Here is a 17,434-nt window from a genome sequence, read left to right on the forward strand (position 1 = left end):
TAGCCGGAACCGAGGGGGTGCTGAAGCAAGGAGGTGCGCGCGATGCCGGCCTTCACGCATCTCCACACCGCCTCCGGCTTCTCCATGCGCTACGGCGCCTCCCACCCCGAGACCCTCGCCGAGCGCGCCGCCGAGCGGGGCATGGAAGCGGTCGCCCTGACCGACCGCGACACCCTCGCGGGCGCCGTCCGCTTCGCACGGGCGTGCGCACGTGCCGGGGTACGGCCCGTGTACGGCGTCGATCTGGCGGTCGCGGACGAGGCGGCGGACGGCACCGGGCAGACGACCGCGCACGCGAGGGGCCGCGCGGACGGCACGCCGGAGGACCGCGGCGCCCGCCGCACACCGGTCAGAGGCGGCCGCTTCGTCGACGAGTCGGCACGGCGAGCGGTCTTCCTCGCCCGGGACGGCGCCCACGGCTGGGCCGAGCTGTGCCGGCTGGTCACCGAGGCGCACGCCGCCGGCCACGAGCAGCCCCTGCTGCCCCGCGCGGCACTCGGGGGCGAAGCGGTCACCGTGCTGCTGGGCGCCGACTCGGACGTCGGCCACGCGCTCGGCGCCGGGCGCCCCGACCTGGCCGCCGCCCTCCTCGCCCGCTGGCGCGAGATCCACGGCGACGCGCTCCGCCTGGCCGTCACCGCCGCGGGCCCCCTCCGCCAGGCCGCCAGGACGCTGGGCCTGGCGGCGCGGGAAGGGGTCAAGCCCGTGCTGACCAACGCCGTGCGCTACGCCGACCCGGCCTCGGGCGCCGAGGTGAACGTCGCCGACGTCCTCGACGCCGCCCGCCGCCTCGTCCCCGTCGACCCGCGCCGCGGACTCGACAGCGGCGAGCGCTGGCTGAAGGGGCCCGACCTGATGGCCGAGGCGGCCGGGCGGATCGCCGAGGCCGCCGGATACGGGCCCGCCACCGCGCACCGCCTCCTCGACCTCACCGCCGAGACCGCGGCGGCCTGCCGGGTCGATCCCGAGGAGGACCTGGGCATCGGCCGGGTGCACTTTCCCGAGCCCCACCTGGCCGGCACCGGCGGGCACACCGCGGCCCGCGCCCTGCGCTCCCGCTGCGCCGCCGCGATGGTCACCCGCCGCTACGACCGGGAGCCGGAGCGCTGGCGGCGGCTGGACGAGGAGCTGGCCGTCATCGAGTCCCTCGGCTACTCCTCGTACTTCCTGACGGTCGCGCGCATCGTCGAGGACGTCCGCGAGCTGGGGGTCCGGGTCGCCGCGCGGGGTTCGGGCGCGGGGTCGTTCGTCAACCACCTGCTGGGGATCGCGCACGCCGACCCCGTCGCGCACGGGCTGCTGATGGAGCGGTTCCTCTCGCCGCGCCGGGCCGAGCTGCCCGACATCGACATCGACGTGGAGTCCGCCCGCAGGCTGGAGGTCTACCGCGCCATCTTCGAACGCTTCGGCGAGGAGCGGGTGGCCACCGTCGCCATGCCCGAGACCTACCGGGTGCGGCACGCCATCCGCGACGTGGGCGCGGCCCTGGCCATGGAACCGGCCGAGGTCGACCGGCTCGCCAAGGCGTTCCCGCACATCAGGGCGCGGGACGCGCGCTCCGCGCTGGCCGAGCTGCCGGAGCTGGGCCAGGTGGCGCGAGAGGACCACGGCGAGCACTTCTGGGACCTGGTGGAGGCGTTGGACGGGCTGCCGCGCGGCGTGGCCATGCACCCGTGCGGGGTGCTGCTCTCGGACTCCTCGCTGCGCTCCCGCACGCCCGTGGTGCCCACCAGCGGGGAGGGCTTCGCGATGGCGCAGTTCGACAAGGACGACGTGGAGGACCTGGGGCTGCTCAAGCTGGACGTGCTGGGCGTGCGCCTCCAGTCGGCGATGGCGCACGCGGTCGCCGAGGTCGAGCGCGCGGCGGGGGAGCGGATCGACCTGGACGCGCTCGGAGAGGGCGACCAGCCGACGTACGAGCTGATCCGGGCCTCCGAGACGCTGGGCTGTTTCCAGATCGAGTCGCCGGGCCAGCGCGACCTGATCGGGCGGCTCCAGCCGGAGACCTTCCACGACCTGGTCGTGGACATCTCCCTCTTCCGTCCGGGGCCGGTCGGCGCCGACATGGTCCACCCCTTCATCGAGGCCAGGCACGGGCGGCGCCGCATCGACCATCCGGACCCCGCGCTGGCCGAGCCGCTGGCCGAGACGTACGGGGTGGCGATCTTCCACGAGCAGGTCATCCGCATCCTGGCCCGGCTGACGGGCTGCGACCACGGGCGTGCGGACGAGGTCAGGCGGGTGCTCAAGGACGACGAGCAGCGGCCGGGCGCGCAGGCCTGGTTCGCGCGCGCGGCCGCGGGGCAGGGGTTCACACCCGAGGTGATCGCACACGCCTGGAAGCTGGTGGAGTCCTTCGGCTCGTACGGTTTCTGCAAGGCGCACGCGGTGGCGTTCGCCGTGCCGACGTACCAGTCGGCGTGGCTCAAGGCGCACCGGCCCGCCGCGTTCTACGCCGGGATCCTGGAGCACGACCCGGGCATGTACCCCAAGCGGCTGCTGCTGGCGGACGCGAGGCGGCGCGGGGTGCCGGTGCTGCCGCTGGACGTGAACCGGTCCTCCGTGTCCTATCGAGTCGAACTGGAGTCCGAATCTGGGCTGTGGGGGCTGCGCCTCGCCCTCGCCGAGGTGCAGGGCATCAGCGAGGCCGACGCCGCCCGCATCGAGGCCGGCGCGCCCTACGCCTCGCTCAGCGACTTCTGGCGCCGCGCCCGCCCCTCACGCCCGGTCGCCGAACGCCTCGCCCAGATCGGCGCGCTGGACGCCTTCGCGCCCGGCGGCAACCGCCGCGACCTGCTGCTGCACCTCGCCGAACTGCACCGCGCCCAGCGCGCGGCCGGAGCACGCGAGGGCCAACTCGCCCTGGGCGAGACCCCGGGACCCGGCGGCGCAGACGACACGACGCGCCAGGCCGAACCCGTCCACCTGCCCGACCTGGACAGTGGGGAGCGCCTCGGCGCCGAACTCGACGTCCTCGGCATGGACACCTCCCGCCACCTGATGGCCGACCACCTCGCCTTCCTGCGCGAACTCGGCGCCCACTCGGCCCGCACCCTGCGCACGGCACGGCACGGCGAGACCGTGCTGATCGCGGGCGCCAAGGCCGCGACCCAGACCCCGCCGCTCTCCTCCGGCAAACGCGTCATCTTCACCACCCTCGACGACGGCACAGGCCTGTCCGACCTCGCCTTCTTCGAGGACTCGCACGCCGCCTGCGCGCACACCGTCTTCCACTCCTGGCTGCTGCTGGTGCGCGGCACGGTCCAGCGGCGCGGCCCGCGCAGCTTCAGCGTCGTCGGCTCCGCCGCCTGGGACCTGGCCGAACTGGTCGAACTGCGCCGCGAGGGCGGCCTGGAGGCCGTCACCGCCCGGCTCGCGGAGCCTCCCCGCACCCCCTCCTCGGACCCGGAAGAGGTCCCCAAGACGCAAGAGGAGCAAGAGGCGTACGGCCCCGGCCGCACCGTCGAGGTCGCCCCCGGCTACCGGATGCACCCCTGGGCCGACCTCCGTCCCGCCGGAGAGACGGCGAACTCACCCAAGGCGCTGCGCAAACTGTGGCACTCCAGCCCCGGGAGCGCGGGATGACCGACGCCGTCCGGGCCGCGGAGACGACCGGCGAACCCCACATCCTCTACGTCCACTTCGGGGCAGCGCCGCACCCGGGAGCCGCACACCGCGCACCCCACGAGGGCCGCTACGAGGAACTCCTCGCGCTGCTCACCGACATCACCCCGCTCGTCCAGGCACTCCCGCCCGACGCCGCACTCGCCGACGTACGGGGCGCGCTGCGCTACTTCGGGCGGAGCGCGGCCGAACTGGCGCAGCTCGTGCGGCTGCGGGCGCTCGCCCGGCACGGAACCGACTGCACCGTCGGCGTCGCCGCGAGCCCGCTGCTGGCCAGGATGGCGGCGCAGGCGGGCGAGCCGGGACGGATCCGCCAGGTGCGCCCCGAGGAGGCCGCCGGCTTCCTCGACCGCAGGCCGGTCGCCGCCCTGCACGGAGTGGGCCCCGCGACGGCCCGCACACTGTGCGCGTACGGGCTCGACAGCGTCGGGCGGGTGGCGGCCGCACCCCCCGCCACCCTCCAGCGCATCCTCGGCGCGGCCCAGGGCAGGCGGCTGCACGAGCGGGCGCGGGGCATCGACCCCACCCCCGTCACCCCCACCGCACCCGCGCGCTCGGCCGGCGCGGAACACCGTTTCGAGCGGGACGAGCTCGATCCGGTACGGCGCCGGAGCGCCCTGCTCACCCTCGCCGACGACCTGGGGTTCAGGCTGCGCGCCGAGGAGCAGGTGGCACGCGCGCTGTCCCTGACCGTCCGCTACGCCGACCGCTCCGCCACCACCCGCACCCGCGCCCTGGCCGAACCCACCGCGCACACCCCGGCCCTGGCCGCGGCGGCCTACGCCCTGCACGACGCGCTCGGCCTGCAGCGCGCCCGCGTACGCGGGATCGCCCTGCGCGCCGAGGAGCTGACCGCCGCCGAACGCGCCTCGCGGCAGCTCTCCTTCGACGTACGCGACGAGAAGGCCCGCCGGGCGGAGGCGGCGGGCGATCGCGCCCGCCGCCGGTTCGGTACGGCCGCGGCCCGTCCGGCGGGTTCGGCTCCGCCGCGTGCCGCCTAGAGATTTCCCGCGGACCTTGCTCCGGTACGGGGGTGCCCCTTGCCGTTTCGTCGCAGGATGCGGATGGGGCGTGGCTTGTCGCGCCGTTCCCCGCGCCCCTTCCGGGGCGCGGGGGTCTTTTACCGGTCGGTGGGGCGGAAGCGGCGTAGGCGCAGGCTGTTGCCGACCACGAAGACCGAGGAGAAGGCCATCGCCGCGCCCGCGATCATCGGGTTGAGCAGGCCCGCCGCGGCCAGCGGCAGCGCCGCCACGTTGTAGGCGAAGGCCCAGAAGAGGTTGGACCTGATGGTGCCCAGCGTGCGGCGCGAGAGCCGGATGGCGTCGGCCGCCGACCGCAGGTCACCGCGGACCAGCGTGAGGTCGCCCGCCTCGATCGCCGCGTCGGTGCCGGTGCCCATCGCCAGTCCCAGGTCCGCCTGGGCGAGCGCCGCCGCGTCGTTGACACCGTCGCCGACCATGGCGACGGAACGGCCCTCGTCCTGCAGCCGCTTGACGACGCCCACCTTGTCCTCGGGCATCACCTCGGCGCTCACGTCCTCGGCGGCGATGCCGACCTCGGCGGCCACCGACTCGGCGACGGCCCGGTTGTCGCCCGTCAGCAGTACAGGGCGCAGCCCCAGGCCGCGCAGCCGCCCGATGGCCTCGGCGCTGGTGGGCTTGACCGCGTCGGCCACCTCCAGCACGGCGCGCGCCTCGCCGTCCCAGGCCACCGCGATGGCGGTGCGCCCCGCCCGCTCGGCCTCCTCCCGGGCCGCCGCCAGCTCGGCGGGCAGCTCCATCGCCCAGTCGGCGAGCAGCCGCACCCGGCCGACGAGCACCGCGTGCCCCTCGACGACGCCCTGGACGCCGAGCCCGGGGACGTTGGCGAAGTCCTCGGGCACCGGCAGCGCGCCCGTCTCGCGCTCCGCGCCCCTGGCGACGGCCTGCGCGAGGGGGTGCTCGGAGGCGTTCTCCAGGGCGCCCGCCAGGCGCAGGGTCTCCTTCTCGTCGGTCCCCTCGGCCACGTGCACCGCCAGCAGGGTCATCTCACCCGTGGTGACCGTGCCGGTCTTGTCCAGGACGACGGTGTCGGCGCGGCGGGTGGTCTCCAGCACCTCCGGGCCCTTGATCAGGATGCCGAGCTGCGCGCCGCGCCCCGTCCCCACCATCAGCGCGGTCGGGGTGGCGAGCCCCAGCGCGCAGGGGCAGGCGATGATCAGTACGGCGACGGCCGCGGTGAAGGCCGCGGTCAGTCCGGCGCCGACGGCCAGCCAGAAGCCGAGGGTGGCCAGCGCGAGGACGAGGACGACGGGCACGAAGACGGCGGAGATGCGGTCGGCGAGCCGCTGGGCCGCGGCCTTCCCGTTCTGGGCGTCTTCCACCAGCTTCGCCATCCGCGCCAGCTGGGTGTCCCCGCCGACGCGGGTGGCCTCCACCACCAGCCGCCCGCCCGCGTTGAGGGTGGCGCCTGTGACGGTGTCGCCCGCACCGACCTCCACGGGGACGGACTCGCCGGTGAGCATGGAGGCGTCCACGGCGGAGCTGCCCTCGGTCACGGTGCCGTCGGTGGCGATCTTCTCGCCGGGCCGGACGACGAACCGGTCGCCGACGGCCAGTTCCTCGGTGCGGACGCGGACCTCGCGCCCGTTCCGCAGGACGGTGACCTCCTTGGCGCCCAGCTCCAGCAGCGTGCGCAGGGCCGCACCCGCCTTCCGCTTGGAGCGGGCCTCGAACCAGCGCCCGGCGAGGATGAAGGCGGTGACCCCGGCTGCGGCCTCCAGGTAGATGTTTCCTGCGCCGTCGCTCCTGCCGATCGACAGCTCGAACGGGTGCGTCATCCCCGGTTCGCCCGCGGTGCCGAAGAACAGCGCCCACAGCGACCAGAGCATCGCGGCCGAGGTGCCGACCGAGATCAGGGTGTCCATGGTGGCCGCGCCGTGCCGCAGGTTGACCCAGGCGGCCCGGTGGAAGGGCCAGGCCCCCCACACGACGACCGGCGCGGCGAGGGTGAGGGAGAGCCACTGCCAGTACTCGAACTGCAGGGCGGGCACCATCGCCATGGCGATCACCGGTACGGCCAGCACCACCGAGCCGGTCAGCCGCTGGCGCAGGGTCCGCAGCTCGTCGTCGGCAGCGGCGTCGGGGCCGCCCGTCGCCCCTTCGCCCTGGGGTGCGCTGCCCGGTGCGGGGCGCTCCGGCTGGGGCGGGGCGGCCGTGTAGCCGGTGGCCTCGACGGTGGCGATCAGGTCGGCGACCTGGACGCCGTCGTCCATGCTGACCTTGGCCTTCTCCGTGGCGTAGTTGACGCTGGCGGTGACGCCCTCCATGCGGTTGAGCTTCTTCTCGACCCGGGCGGCGCAGGAGGCGCAGGTCATGCCGCCGATCGCGAGTTCGACACCGGTGGCCTCCTTCGGCGCCGAACCGGTGTCTCCTGCGGTGGTCTCACGGGTGGTGGTCATCGTGTCTCCTCGGCGACCCGGCCTGTGTCAGTGCGTGTCCGGCGGCGTCGAGCGCCGCCCCCTACTCTGTCATACCCGGCTGGGGTATCGGTAGCGCTGAGGTCATGTATACCCCCCGCCCGTATGCATCGCAAGTGCTTCTCCGGAGCGGCGACTACCCCTGCGGGGTATGGCGGACTGCGGGTTTCCCCGCCAGGGCGTGGGGTGAGCAGGCCCGCGGGCTCGCGCGCCGGAATTCGTCCGGTGCGGGTACTGGTCAGTTTCCTTACTCGCGCGTAAGTTATCGGCCGCTCAGCAGCTCCGCTCCCACCCTCATCCCTCACAGCACGAGGAGCAGGACATGAAGCGCAAGCCGACCGCCCCCACCGCGCGGCGCGTCCGCAGATCCACCGTCACCGCCGTGGCCACCGCGTGCGCGGTGGTGGCCCTCCCCGCCACCGCGAGCGCGGCCGCACCGGCCGACGGCGGGGCGCACAGCAGCGGCTGGAACGACTACTCCTGCAAGCCGTCCGAACGGCACCCCCGCCCCGTCGTCCTGGTCCACGGCACCTTCGGCAACTCCGTGGACAACTGGCTGGGGCTGGCCCCCTACCTGGTGAAGCGCGGCTACTGCGTCTTCTCCCTGGACTACGGACAGCTGCCGGGCAAGCCGCTCTTCCACGGGCTCGGCCCCATCGAGGACTCCGCCAAACAGCTGTCCGCCTACGTCGACAAGGTCCTCGCCGCCACCGGCACCAACGAGGTCGACCTCGTCGGCCACTCGCAGGGCGGCATGATGCCCCGCCAGTACCTCAAGTTCGGCGGCGGCGCCGAGAAGGTCAACGCCCTCGTCGGCATCGCCCCCAGCAACCACGGCACCACCCTGAGCGGGCTCGCACAGCTCGCCGACCAGTTCCCGCCGGTCGGCGACGTGGTCGAGGAGATCGGCCCCTCCCTGCTCCAGCAGAAGAAGGGGTCCGCGTTCCTGAAGAAGCTCAACGAGGGCGGCGACACGGTGCCGGGCGTCGACTACACCGTGATCGCCAGCAGGTACGACGAGGTCGTCACGCCCTACGAGACGCAGTTCCTCGACGGCCCTGACGTGCACAACGTGACGGTCCAGGACCTGTGCCCCCTCGACCTGGCCGAGCACCTGGCCATCGGACTGACCGACCGGGTGGCCTGGCACGAGACGGCGAACGCCCTCGACCCCGCGCACGCCACCCCCACCACGTGCCTGTCGTGATCCGGTAGGGGGGTGCTTGTCGCCACCCGGTAGGGGATCAGCCCTCGGCGCGGACCTTCTCGGCGTACCGCGGCCCGTAGTACGCCTCAAGGAACTCCAGGGAGTCCCCGGAACGGTCGAGGGCCTTGGCGAGCCGGGCGCGGTGCGGCAGCGCGTCCGGCCGCCAGGTCTCCGGCTCCCAGAGGCTGGAGCGCAGAGACGCCTTGGCGCAGTGGTGGAAGACCTCCCGCACCTCCACCACGAGCGCCAGCTGTGGGCGGTCGCGCCTGGCCACCATCTCCTCGAGGAACGGCGCCTCGCGCACGATCCGCGCCCGGCCGTTGACCCGGAGCGTGTCGCCGCGGCCCGGCAGGAAGAAGACCAGGCCGACGTGCGGATTGGACAGCACGTTGAGCAGCCCGTCGACGCGCTTGTTGCCCGGCCGGTCGGGGATCGCGAGCGTGCGGTCGTCGAGCACCTTGACGAAGCCGGGCGGATCGCCCTTGGGCGAGACGTCGCAACTGCCGTCCGCCGCCGAGGTGGCGACGAGGCAGAACGGTGAGTGCGCCAGCCACTCGCGGTCGAGTGCGTGCAGCGTGGTGCGCACCTTGTCCCGGGTGTGCTGTGCCGGCTCACCGACGAGGGCGCGCAACTCCTCCTCGCTGGTGACCTCCACCACGGTTCCTTGCTCCATGAGCGCTCCGCTTCGTCGCCGTCAGGGGGCCGTCGAGGCCGTGAAGGGTTAAGAGCGTACGGCGCCGCCTTCCCCGCCGGGAGGGGAAGGCGGCGCCGGTAGGGAGGGGCGTCGCTCAGCCGCGCGACCTCGCGGCGCGGCGGCGGGCGGTGGCCAGGAACACCCCCGCGCCGGCCGCCACCACGGCGGCGCCGCCGAGGGCGAGCGGGACGGCGCTCTCGTCACCGCCGGTCTGTGCGAGGTCCGCCTTCTCGGTCCCTCCGGCGGGCGCGGGCGCGTTCGCCTCGGCGGAGCCCTGCCCCTGACCGGCCTTCCCGTGGCCCGCGTCGCTGTGGGACGCGTGGCCCTGGGGGCTTGCCCCCTGGGCGTGTCCGTCGCTGCCGTGTCCGCCGTGGTCCACGGTCGACTTCTCGCCGCCCGCCTCGATCTGCTGCTCGTCGGGCGCCGCGGGGGCGTTCTCCGAGGCGGTGGCCGACCCGCCGCCGAAGGTCACATCGGAGCAGGAGTAGAACGCCTCGGGGCTGTCGGACCGCTGCCAGATGGCGTAGATCAGGTGCCGTCCCGAACGCTTGGGCACGGTGCCGTCGATCACGTAATCGCCGTCCTCCAGCGTCGGATCCGTCGCCTTGGCGAACGGCTCGGACTCCAGGTCGGACCACTTCAGCGGCTCGGCCGGGTCGTAGCCCTCTTTGGTGAGGTAGAGCTCGAAGGTGCCCTTGTGCGGGGCCGTCGCCTTGTACCGGAAGGTGTGCTCGCCGGACGTCATCGCGCCGGCCGGCCAGTCGGCGCGGGCCAGGTCCAGGCCCTTGTACTTGTCCCGGCCGGCACTGCACAGCTCGCCGTCGGGGATGATGCGGCGGTGCTCGCCCGCCGCGTCGGGGATGTTCACCTCGTTCCAGTCGTAGAACGCCTGCGGGCCGCCGGCCTCGACGGCGGCCTTGCACGCCGCCGACGTCGGACTCTCGGGCCCCTCGGCGAAGCAGGTCGCCACCCGGCTGACGGGGTCGGCCATGGAGCCGTGCGCGGCGGCGGGGCCCGCCGCCACCACGGTGAGCACCAGCGGGGCGAAACCCAGCGCGACGATTCCTGCGGTCCTGCGGCGAACGGTCATGGTGAGTGGCTCCTTGTGGGGGCGCACGAAGGACGCACGCGGAACGTGCGCAGCTGTGCGGGGACGTGGCTGCCGGGGCGGGCCACTCGCCCGCCGCCTCCCCAGCGACGGACGCGAACCCGCCCCGGCGACCAGCACGTTAGCCACTCGGGAAGTCCGAAACGCCTGCTCGAAGCCTTTACGGGCGATCTTTAGGACTCGCTTAAGGACGCGCTAAGCACGCCGACAGGCAGCGGCCCGGAGACCGCGGCGCCCGTACCGCGCCCAGGCGGCGGGGCGCGGTACGGGCGAGCGGTCAGGAGCGGACGAGCAGGACGGCGGCGGCCGCGGCCAGACCCAGGAGCAGGGCCAGGACGCCGTGGACGAGCCGGTGCTCCCGCAGGACGGGCAGCAGGCTGTCGGCGGCATACCGGCCGGGGCCGGTCAGGGCGAGCCCTCCCGCGCCCGCCGCCAGCACCACCGCGTACTCCACGCCACCTGGGGCGAAGAAGCCGTCGCCCCACGTCACGGCCGAAGCGTTGATCATTGTGCCGAGTACGGCGGCACCGGCGAGCGGGGTGCACAGGCCCAGGGCGAGACCGAGACCGCCGAACGTCTCGGTGGCCCCCGCGACCAGGGCCATCGTGTGGCCCGCCGGATAGCCGACGGAGGTGAAGAACTGCGCCGTGCCGTCGAGTCCGTTGCCGCCGAACCAGCCGAAGAGTTTCTGGCTGCCGTGCGCGGCCATCGCGAGGCCGAGGACGAGGCGCAGGACCAGCAGCCCGGTGTCGTACCCGCGCTGCCCCGAGGGGGAGGGGTGCCGCGCGCCGGGGGTTTCCGGGGCGCCGGAGGAGGTGGGGGAGAGGGGGGCGGGCCCGTCGAGTGTGCGCTGGGGGGTGGGCATGAGGTCGACTCCCTACGTCGGTTCGGACCCCCGTGGTGAGAGATGCGTCAGACGTTCGAGCTGTTCTCGACCGTAGCCATTGGTCTGGACCTGCACAACGGTCCGCGTGCGATCTGTCACACACGGAACCGGACGTCGGAGTTGTGCGTTTTTTTGGGGAACGAAGCGAGTTTGGGGAACGAAGCGAGTTTGGGGAACGAAGCGAGTGCGGAGTACGAAGCGAGTGCGGAGTAGGACGTGCTCGGGGTACATCCGTAGCCGGCCCGAGCGCCGGGGAACGAGAAGGAGAAAGGGGGCGCGGCCGTGAATCTGCTGGACCTGCTCCTGACCGTCGCCGCGCTCGCCTACGCCGGGTCGGGGTTCCGCAGGGGGCTGGTCGCCGGGGTCGTCTCCCTGGCCGGCTTCGTCGGCGGCGCCGTGGTCGGCGTCTGGCTGCTGCCGTACGTGCTCGACCTCGTCGACCGGGGGACGACCACCGCCACGGTGCTCGCCTTGCTGACCGTGCTGGCCCCCGCCCTCGGCGGGCAGGCCCTCGCCGCCCCGGTCGGCTGGCGGCTGCGCCAGGCGCTCAGCCGCACCCCGGCGCGCTGGGTGGACGGCGCGGGCGGTGCCGTCGTCAACGTGGTCGCCGTGCTCGTCGTCGGTTGGATGGCGGGCAGCGCGCTCGCCGCCTCGCCCTCGCCCGCGCTCAACCAGGCCATACGCGGCTCCGCCGTGCTGGAGGGCGTGCACGAGCGGATGCCGTCCGGTGCGGCCACCTGGTTCAACCGGGCGACCGGAGCGCTCACCACGGCCGGCTTCCCGCCGGTGTTCAACCCCTTCGAGCAGGAGCCGGGCGCCTCGGTGCCCCAGCCGTCCGGCGACTCGGTCACCAAGGCGGCGACGGCCGCGGCCCAGCGCAGCACCGTCAAGGTCGAGGGCGTCGCCGACGTGGGCGGCGGCCGGCAGGGCCAGGAGGGCAGCGGCTTCGTCTACGCGCGCGAGCACGTGATGACCAACGCCCACGTCGTCGCCGGGGTCGACGGGCCGACCGTTCGCGTCGGCGGCACCTCACGCCCGTACGCGGCGAAGGTCGTCCTCTTCGACCCGGACAAGGACATCGCCGTTCTCGACGTGCCGGGTCTCACCGCGCCCGCTCTCCGCTTCGCCGGTGACGCCACCCGCGGAGACCAGGCCGTGGTCGCCGGTTATCCCGAGAACGGCGGGCTGGACCTGCGCGCCGCGGCCGTGGCGGCCCGCACCCCCGCGCGGGGCCAGGACATCTACGGGGAGGCGGTGACCACCCGCGACATCTACGCCCTGCGCTCCCAGGTGCGGCCGGGGAACTCAGGCGGCCCCCTGCTGACGACCGGCGGACGGGTCTACGGCGTGGTCTTCGCCCGCTCCACCACCGACGCGGGCACCGGCTACGCCTTGACCGCCGACCAGGTGCGGGACGCCGCGCGGGCGGCCGCGCACGCGAGCCGCCCGGTCGACACCGGGGACCGCTCGGCCCTGTGACCTCCCCGCGGCGCGGGGACGGGCCCTCGCCGGCGACGTGGACCTCCCCGCGGCGCGGGAACGCGGCTCACAGCGCCTTGAGGTGACGCCACTCCGAGGCCACCACGCGGTAGCCGAGGCGCCGGTTGACGGCCAGCATCGGGGCGTTCGTCGCGTCGTTGCCGGTGTAGGCGTGGGCGTAACCGGCCGCGCGGGCCCGCCGCAGCGCCGCCAGCTTGGCCAGCGCGGCCAGCCCCCGTCCGCGGTAGGCGCGGCGGGTGCCCGTCATGCCCGACCAGTAGCGGTCCACGCCGTCGGTCTGGGCGACGCTGTACGCCGCGACGCGCCCGTCCACCAGCACCACGCCGCTCAGGCCCGGGTCCCAGTCGGGGCGCCCCCAGTTGAGGCGGAGCCACACCTCGTACGGTGTCGCACCGACGTCGACGTCGCCCGGCTCGTCCGCCGCGCACTCCACGTCCGCCTCGTACAGCGGGCGCAGGTCGTCGGCGAAGTCGGCCACCGAGGCGAGAGCCACCCCGGCGGGCAGCGGCGCGGGCAGTTCGGGCAGCGGTGTGCGGCGCAGGTCGAGCCCGAGGAACCGGGCCTGCCGGGAGCGCCGGTAGCCCAGCCGTTCGGCGAAGCGCCGCGCGCCGTCCTCGTCGGCCACCCAGCTGTGCACCCGCCGGACCCCCAGCCCCGCCAGATACGCCTCGCCCGCCGCCACCAGCGCGGCTCCCGCGCCGCGCCCCTCCTGCCCGGGTGGTACGGCCGTGTGCAGGAACCCGTGCCCCGGCGCCGTGCTCCCCGCCAGGAGTCCGGTGTCGGCGCAGCCCGCGACCGTGCCGTCGGAACGGGTGGCCAGCAGCCGGCGCAGCCGCTGGCTCGCCGGTGCGTGCGCCGCTTCCCAGGCCAGGGCCTCGGCCGTGCAGACGAGGTAGGGGATGGTCGCCCGGCGTGTGCGGGCGAAGGCCTCGGCGTCCGCGGGGACCCCCGCGCGCAGGGCGCGGACTGTCAGCGTCATGGCGCGGAGGGTACGGCGGTGGGCGGGTGCGGCGCCTCCCGTTTTCCCCGGTGGGGGAGAATCGCGGGGAACGACCGCTCGCCTCCGGAGGTCTCGTGCCGCACACACCGTCGAACGCCCTGAACCTGGCCGTCGACACCGAGGCGCCCGAGGCGCCCTACGAACAGGTGCGCGCACGCGTCGCCGAACTGGTCCGCGGCGGCGACCTGCCGACCGGCTACAAGCTGCCCACCGTGCGGGGGCTCGCCGAGGAGCTGGGCCTGGCGGCGAACACGGTCGCCAAGGCGTACCGGGCGCTGGAGGCCGACGGTGTCATCGAGACGCGCGGCCGCAACGGCACCTTCGTCGCGGCCTCCGGCGGCGCCTCCGCACGGGAGTTGGCCGACGCCGCCCAGACCTTCGCGGCCCGCGCCCGCCGTCTGGGCAGCACGCGGGAGACGGCGCTGGCCGCCGCCCACGAGGCCCTGCGGGCCGCATACGGCTCCTAGAGATTCCCCGGGCCTGCTGGACCAGGCAACGACCCGCCCCCCGTTCACAGGCGAGCCGCCGCCTTGGTTCACAGGCGGGCCGCCGCCTTGGTGGTCGTCATGCGGAAGGCGTCCACCGGGGCGTTTTCCAGCGTGCCCATCTCGGCCCAGCGCACGACGGTGACCTTCTTCCCCTTGCTGACCACCGCGAACAGGTTGACGCCGTGCTCCGACTCCGGCGGCGCGGTGTGCACGCCGAAGACGTGGGCGCTCTCGCCCGCTTCCACCGTGCCGTAGTCGTCCCACGACGCCGAAGCGCCCGGGTTCTCGCGCAGCCAGTCGGCCGCGCAGTTCGCCGCGCTCGCCTCCAGCCTGGAGGCGAGCGCGGCCGCCGCCTTCGGGGAGGCGGTGGTGACGGCGACCTGGACGGCGTGGGTGTCGCGGTCGGTGCCGAAGGAGCGGTGGTAGGTCGCGCCCTTGTCCGGGACGGCGCCCTCCACGCAGAAGGGCTCAGGGTCGGGCAGGCCGCGGGTGACCTCACCCGCCTGCCACGGGGACGAGGCGTGCGGGGGCAGGTCGTCCGCCTCCAGGAAGCCGGGCGCTTGGGCCGCCGTGGCGGTCGCGGTCGCCGTGGCGGTGGCCAGCAGGGCGAGGGTGGCGGCGGCGGTGGCCGCGCGGGTGAGTGTGCGGGTGCGCATGGGTGGGTCCTCCCCCGGGTGCGAGCGGTCGTGTGGTGACAGACAGCCGGGGAGGGCGGAAGGTTGTCCTCTGCGGCCCCGGTCCCCCTCCGGCACGAACTCCGGGGGGAGGGGGGCCGCTTTCGTCTCCGCGCGGGCCCGTACCCCGGGACGTCACAGGTACAGACCGGCTCCCGCCCGCTCCTGGCCGGGGACGTGGGCGGTCGGCCTGCCCTTCTTGAGGGCGTAGAGCTCGGCGAGGGTGGCGCCGTCGCGGCCGATGCCCTCGTCGGTGCCGAGCCAGGAGACGGCCTCCTCTCGGCTGAGGGAGCCGACCTCGATGCGGCTCAGGCACCGTCCGGGGCGCACCACGGCGGGGTGCAGCCGCTCCAGGTCCTCGTTGGTGGTGACGCCGACCAGGACGTTGCGCCCCTGCCCGAGCAGCCCGTCGGTGAGGTTGAGCAGCCGGGAGAGCGCCTGCCCGGCGGCGTACTTGGCCTCTCCGCGGATCAGTTCGTCGCAGTCCTCCAGCAGGAGCAGCCGCCATCGCCCGGTCTCGGGGTCGGAGTCGTCGGCGCCGATGGCGATGTCCATCAGGTAGCCGATGTTGTTGAAGAGGTGCTCGGGGTCGAGGACGCAGTCGACCTGGCACCAGTCGCTCCAGGAGCGTGCCAGTGTCCGCAGCGCCGAGGTCTTCCCTGTGCCGGGCGGTCCGTGCAGCAGCAGGAGGCGTCCCGAGATGTCCTCGGGGGTGACCTTCATCAGGTCGTCCATGGCGGTGGCGACCCGCGCGGTGTAGTTCTGCCGTACGTCGGACCACGGGCCCGCGCTGATGGTGCGCGAGGTGCGGCGCGGGCCGCGCATGGGGGAGTGGTACCAAAAGCCCATGGAGACCTGGTCCTCCTGGGGTTCGGGCTCGTCCTCCGCGCCCTCGACGGCCTGCTTCAGCTGCGCTTCGGCGAGTTCGTCGGTGACCGCGGTGACGGTGACCTCCGCGCCCCGCTGCCAGCGCGAGACGCGGACCGTCCAGCCGTCCCCCTCGGCGAGCACCGATCCCGAGTTGTCGTCCTTGGCCTCGCGCAGCACATGGGCGCCCGACGGCAGCAGGGTGCTCCCCTTCCTGACGCGGTCGACGGTGTGGCTGCGCGAGAACGGCTGCTCCCCGAGGGTGAAGCGGCCCAGGAAGAGGGCGTCGATGACGTCGCCGGTCGAGTCGCTGTCGTCGATCTGGAGCCGGGAGACCAGCGCCGCTTCGGGGGCGGTCGGTGGCGGGGCCGCGGTCTGGTTCCGGTCGGTACTCATGACGACCATGATCCGGCATGGTGGCCCGCCCCGCACATGGGTTTCGCGGCGCGCCACCCGCGCGCCGGCCCTGTGCCGTGAGCCTCCTGGGTGCGCCCGGCGCTTCCCGAACTCCGGTGCTGTGTCCGGGTTTGCGCCGTTTCGCGGGGTGTCCGCGCGAGCGGAAAACGGCGTACCGTGTTCGTCAACCGCCTTGTGGGGCAGGTGAATGCTGTGACCGGGATGCACGCATGTCGTAGTCGGGAGATAGGGTTACTCTGCCCGGGCCGGGTGCCCTCGTACGGGTGGGGAGTGACATGGAACAGATAACAGTCGGCAGCAGGGCGCGAGTGCCCGCGATCACATGCGGCACTGGCGCGACGAGTTCGCGTCTCGACCGGCACCTCTCCGTGCTCGCAGGACCCGCCGTCCCCCAGGTCGAGGCGGAGGACGCGACGACGCTGATGCGGGAGATCACGCAGCGCGACGCCGTGCGGAGCCGGGCGAGGAACCGCAGCGCGCGGGTCTCGCTCTTCGCGCCGCTGCGCAAGCTGCGCCGCTCGCTCTTCGGCGGGCGCGGCTGACGACGGCCGCCGGGCTGTTTCTCGACGACAGCGCCGGCGGCTGCTCTTTCGGCACCGACCGCCACCTTCGGGCCCGCCCGGCCCCGGCCCGATGTTCCCGGTCCCGCCCGCGCGAGCGACGCCCGCGTCGCTCGCCACGTCACGCGCTCGCCGCGCTTACCGCGTGCACCGCGTCAGGAGACACGGCGCGGTGGCTCCGCGTCCGGCTCAGTCCGCCACGTTCTCCAGCGTGACGGAGAAGGCGAAGCGGTCCCCCCTGTAGTGGATCCGCACGACGTCCACCACGCGTCCCTCCCCGTCGTAGGTCACCCCCGTGTAGTGCAGGATCGGGCTCAGCAGCGGTACGTCGAGCAGCCGTGCCGTCTGCGGGTCCGCCAGCCGGGCCTCGACCGTGTCCGTGATCCGGCTGATGCGGACCCCGACGCCGTCCCGCAGCACCTTGGTCATCGGCCGGCCGCGGCGCAGGTCCTCGGCGTCGACGCGCTCGGCCACGTCGGCACGGATCAGGTTCACCGCCCAGTTGGTGGGCTCGCCGCTCTCCCGGTCGCGGCGCAGCCTGCGGTAGGCGACCGCCTCGCGCTGCCCGGGGAAGTACTCGGCCAGCTCGACGGGCACCGGCTCGGGCCCGTGGCCGAGCAGGGTGGTGGGCTCGCCGGACTGCTGCGCGACGATGGTGTCGACGGAGCCGAGCAGCCGCACGGGGCGGGCGCGGCGTGCGTCGGGTTCGATGAAGGTGCCGCGCCTGCGGTGCCTGCTGATCAGGCCCTCCGTCTCCAGTTCCTTGAGCGCCTGGCGCATGGTCAGCACGCTGACGCCGTAGTGGCCGGCCAACTGGTCCTCGGGGGGCAGCCGGTCGGGGGCCTGGGGAGGGCGGCCCAGTATGGAGGCGCGGAGCGACTGCGTGACCTGGTACCAGAGGGGCAGTTTCCGGTTCAGCTCGACGGGTTCTGGGGTGAACAGTGGCGTCATG

General features: G+C 74.2%; 14 protein-coding genes. 6 read left to right on the forward strand and 8 right to left on the reverse strand.

Annotated elements, in window-relative coordinates:
* Window positions 1–42: 42 nt before the first annotated feature.
* Both DTL70_RS03610 and DTL70_RS03615 read left to right on the forward strand, forming a co-directional pair.
* Window positions 43–3,585 (forward strand): DNA polymerase III subunit alpha, encoded by a 3,543-nt coding sequence (locus DTL70_RS03610; protein ID WP_114020362.1) that lies wholly within the window; start codon window positions 43–45, stop codon window positions 3,583–3,585.
* Entirely contained in the window at window positions 3,582–4,625 is a 1,044-nt protein-coding gene (locus DTL70_RS03615) for a DNA polymerase Y family protein (RefSeq protein ID WP_114020664.1), read from the forward strand. Before DTL70_RS03610 ends, DTL70_RS03615 begins: the two co-directional genes overlap by 4 nt.
* Window positions 4,626–4,744: 119 nt before the next feature.
* Here DTL70_RS03615 and DTL70_RS03620 read toward each other — a convergent pair whose 3' ends face one another.
* Complete coding sequence (locus DTL70_RS03620) at window positions 4,745–7,063, reverse strand: heavy metal translocating P-type ATPase (protein ID WP_114020363.1); 2,319 nt, start codon at window positions 7,061–7,063, stop codon at window positions 4,745–4,747.
* Between the two features lie 340 nt (window positions 7,064–7,403).
* On the opposite strand from DTL70_RS03620, the gene DTL70_RS03625 reads away from it, so the two are divergent.
* On the forward strand, window positions 7,404–8,288 hold the full coding sequence (locus DTL70_RS03625) for an esterase/lipase family protein (protein ID WP_114020364.1): 885 nt from the start codon (window positions 7,404–7,406) through the stop codon (window positions 8,286–8,288).
* A gap of 37 nt (window positions 8,289–8,325) precedes the next feature.
* On the opposite strand, the gene DTL70_RS03630 is transcribed toward DTL70_RS03625, so the two are convergent.
* The 3 genes from DTL70_RS03630 to DTL70_RS03640 form a co-directional block, all read right to left on the reverse strand.
* The gene (locus DTL70_RS03630; RefSeq protein ID WP_114020365.1) at window positions 8,326–8,961 is read right to left on the reverse strand and encodes a pyridoxamine 5'-phosphate oxidase family protein; all 636 of its coding nucleotides are present in this window, start codon (window positions 8,959–8,961) and stop codon (window positions 8,326–8,328) included.
* A gap of 115 nt (window positions 8,962–9,076) precedes the next feature.
* Window positions 9,077–10,072, reverse strand: a complete 996-nt coding sequence (locus DTL70_RS03635) for a lytic polysaccharide monooxygenase auxiliary activity family 9 protein (protein WP_114020366.1) — start codon at window positions 10,070–10,072, stop codon at window positions 9,077–9,079.
* Window positions 10,073–10,367: 295 nt separating this feature from the next.
* A complete protein-coding gene (locus DTL70_RS03640) occupies window positions 10,368–10,955 on the reverse strand; it encodes a DoxX family protein (RefSeq protein WP_114020367.1) in 588 nt (195 codons plus the stop codon).
* A 303-nt stretch (window positions 10,956–11,258) separates the two neighbouring features.
* Between DTL70_RS03640 and DTL70_RS03645 the strand changes: the two genes are divergently transcribed.
* Window positions 11,259–12,455 carry a MarP family serine protease gene (locus tag DTL70_RS03645; RefSeq protein WP_114020368.1) on the forward strand — a complete coding sequence of 399 codons (1,197 nt, stop codon included), beginning with the start codon at window positions 11,259–11,261 and terminating at the stop codon, window positions 12,453–12,455.
* 67 nt (window positions 12,456–12,522) lie between these two features.
* Here DTL70_RS03645 and DTL70_RS03650 read toward each other — a convergent pair whose 3' ends face one another.
* A complete protein-coding gene (locus DTL70_RS03650) occupies window positions 12,523–13,455 on the reverse strand; it encodes a GNAT family N-acetyltransferase (protein ID WP_114020369.1) in 933 nt (310 codons plus the stop codon).
* 95 nt (window positions 13,456–13,550) lie between these two features.
* On the opposite strand from DTL70_RS03650, the gene DTL70_RS03655 reads away from it, so the two are divergent.
* Window positions 13,551–13,943: a GntR family transcriptional regulator gene (locus tag DTL70_RS03655; protein ID WP_114020370.1), complete on the forward strand. Its 393-nt coding sequence runs from the start codon at window positions 13,551–13,553 to the stop codon at window positions 13,941–13,943.
* Between the two features lie 68 nt (window positions 13,944–14,011).
* Here DTL70_RS03655 and DTL70_RS03660 read toward each other — a convergent pair whose 3' ends face one another.
* Window positions 14,012–14,620 (reverse strand): hypothetical protein, encoded by a 609-nt coding sequence (locus DTL70_RS03660; RefSeq protein ID WP_114020371.1) that lies wholly within the window; start codon window positions 14,618–14,620, stop codon window positions 14,012–14,014.
* Window positions 14,621–14,773: 153 nt separating this feature from the next.
* A complete protein-coding gene (locus DTL70_RS03665; protein WP_114020665.1) occupies window positions 14,774–15,901 on the reverse strand; it encodes a DUF5925 domain-containing protein in 1,128 nt (375 codons plus the stop codon).
* 296 nt (window positions 15,902–16,197) lie between these two features.
* Between DTL70_RS03665 and DTL70_RS03670 the strand changes: the two genes are divergently transcribed.
* Window positions 16,198–16,464 carry a hypothetical protein gene (locus tag DTL70_RS03670; protein WP_114013541.1) on the forward strand — a complete coding sequence of 89 codons (267 nt, stop codon included), beginning with the start codon at window positions 16,198–16,200 and terminating at the stop codon, window positions 16,462–16,464.
* Between the two features lie 207 nt (window positions 16,465–16,671).
* Here DTL70_RS03670 and DTL70_RS03675 read toward each other — a convergent pair whose 3' ends face one another.
* Window positions 16,672–17,433, reverse strand: a complete 762-nt coding sequence (locus tag DTL70_RS03675; RefSeq protein ID WP_114020372.1) for a GntR family transcriptional regulator — start codon at window positions 17,431–17,433, stop codon at window positions 16,672–16,674.
* Window position 17,434: the final 1 nt, after the last annotated feature.

The organism is Streptomyces diacarni, assembly GCF_003323715.1.
Classification (GTDB): domain Bacteria; phylum Actinomycetota; class Actinomycetes; order Streptomycetales; family Streptomycetaceae; genus Streptomyces; species Streptomyces diacarni.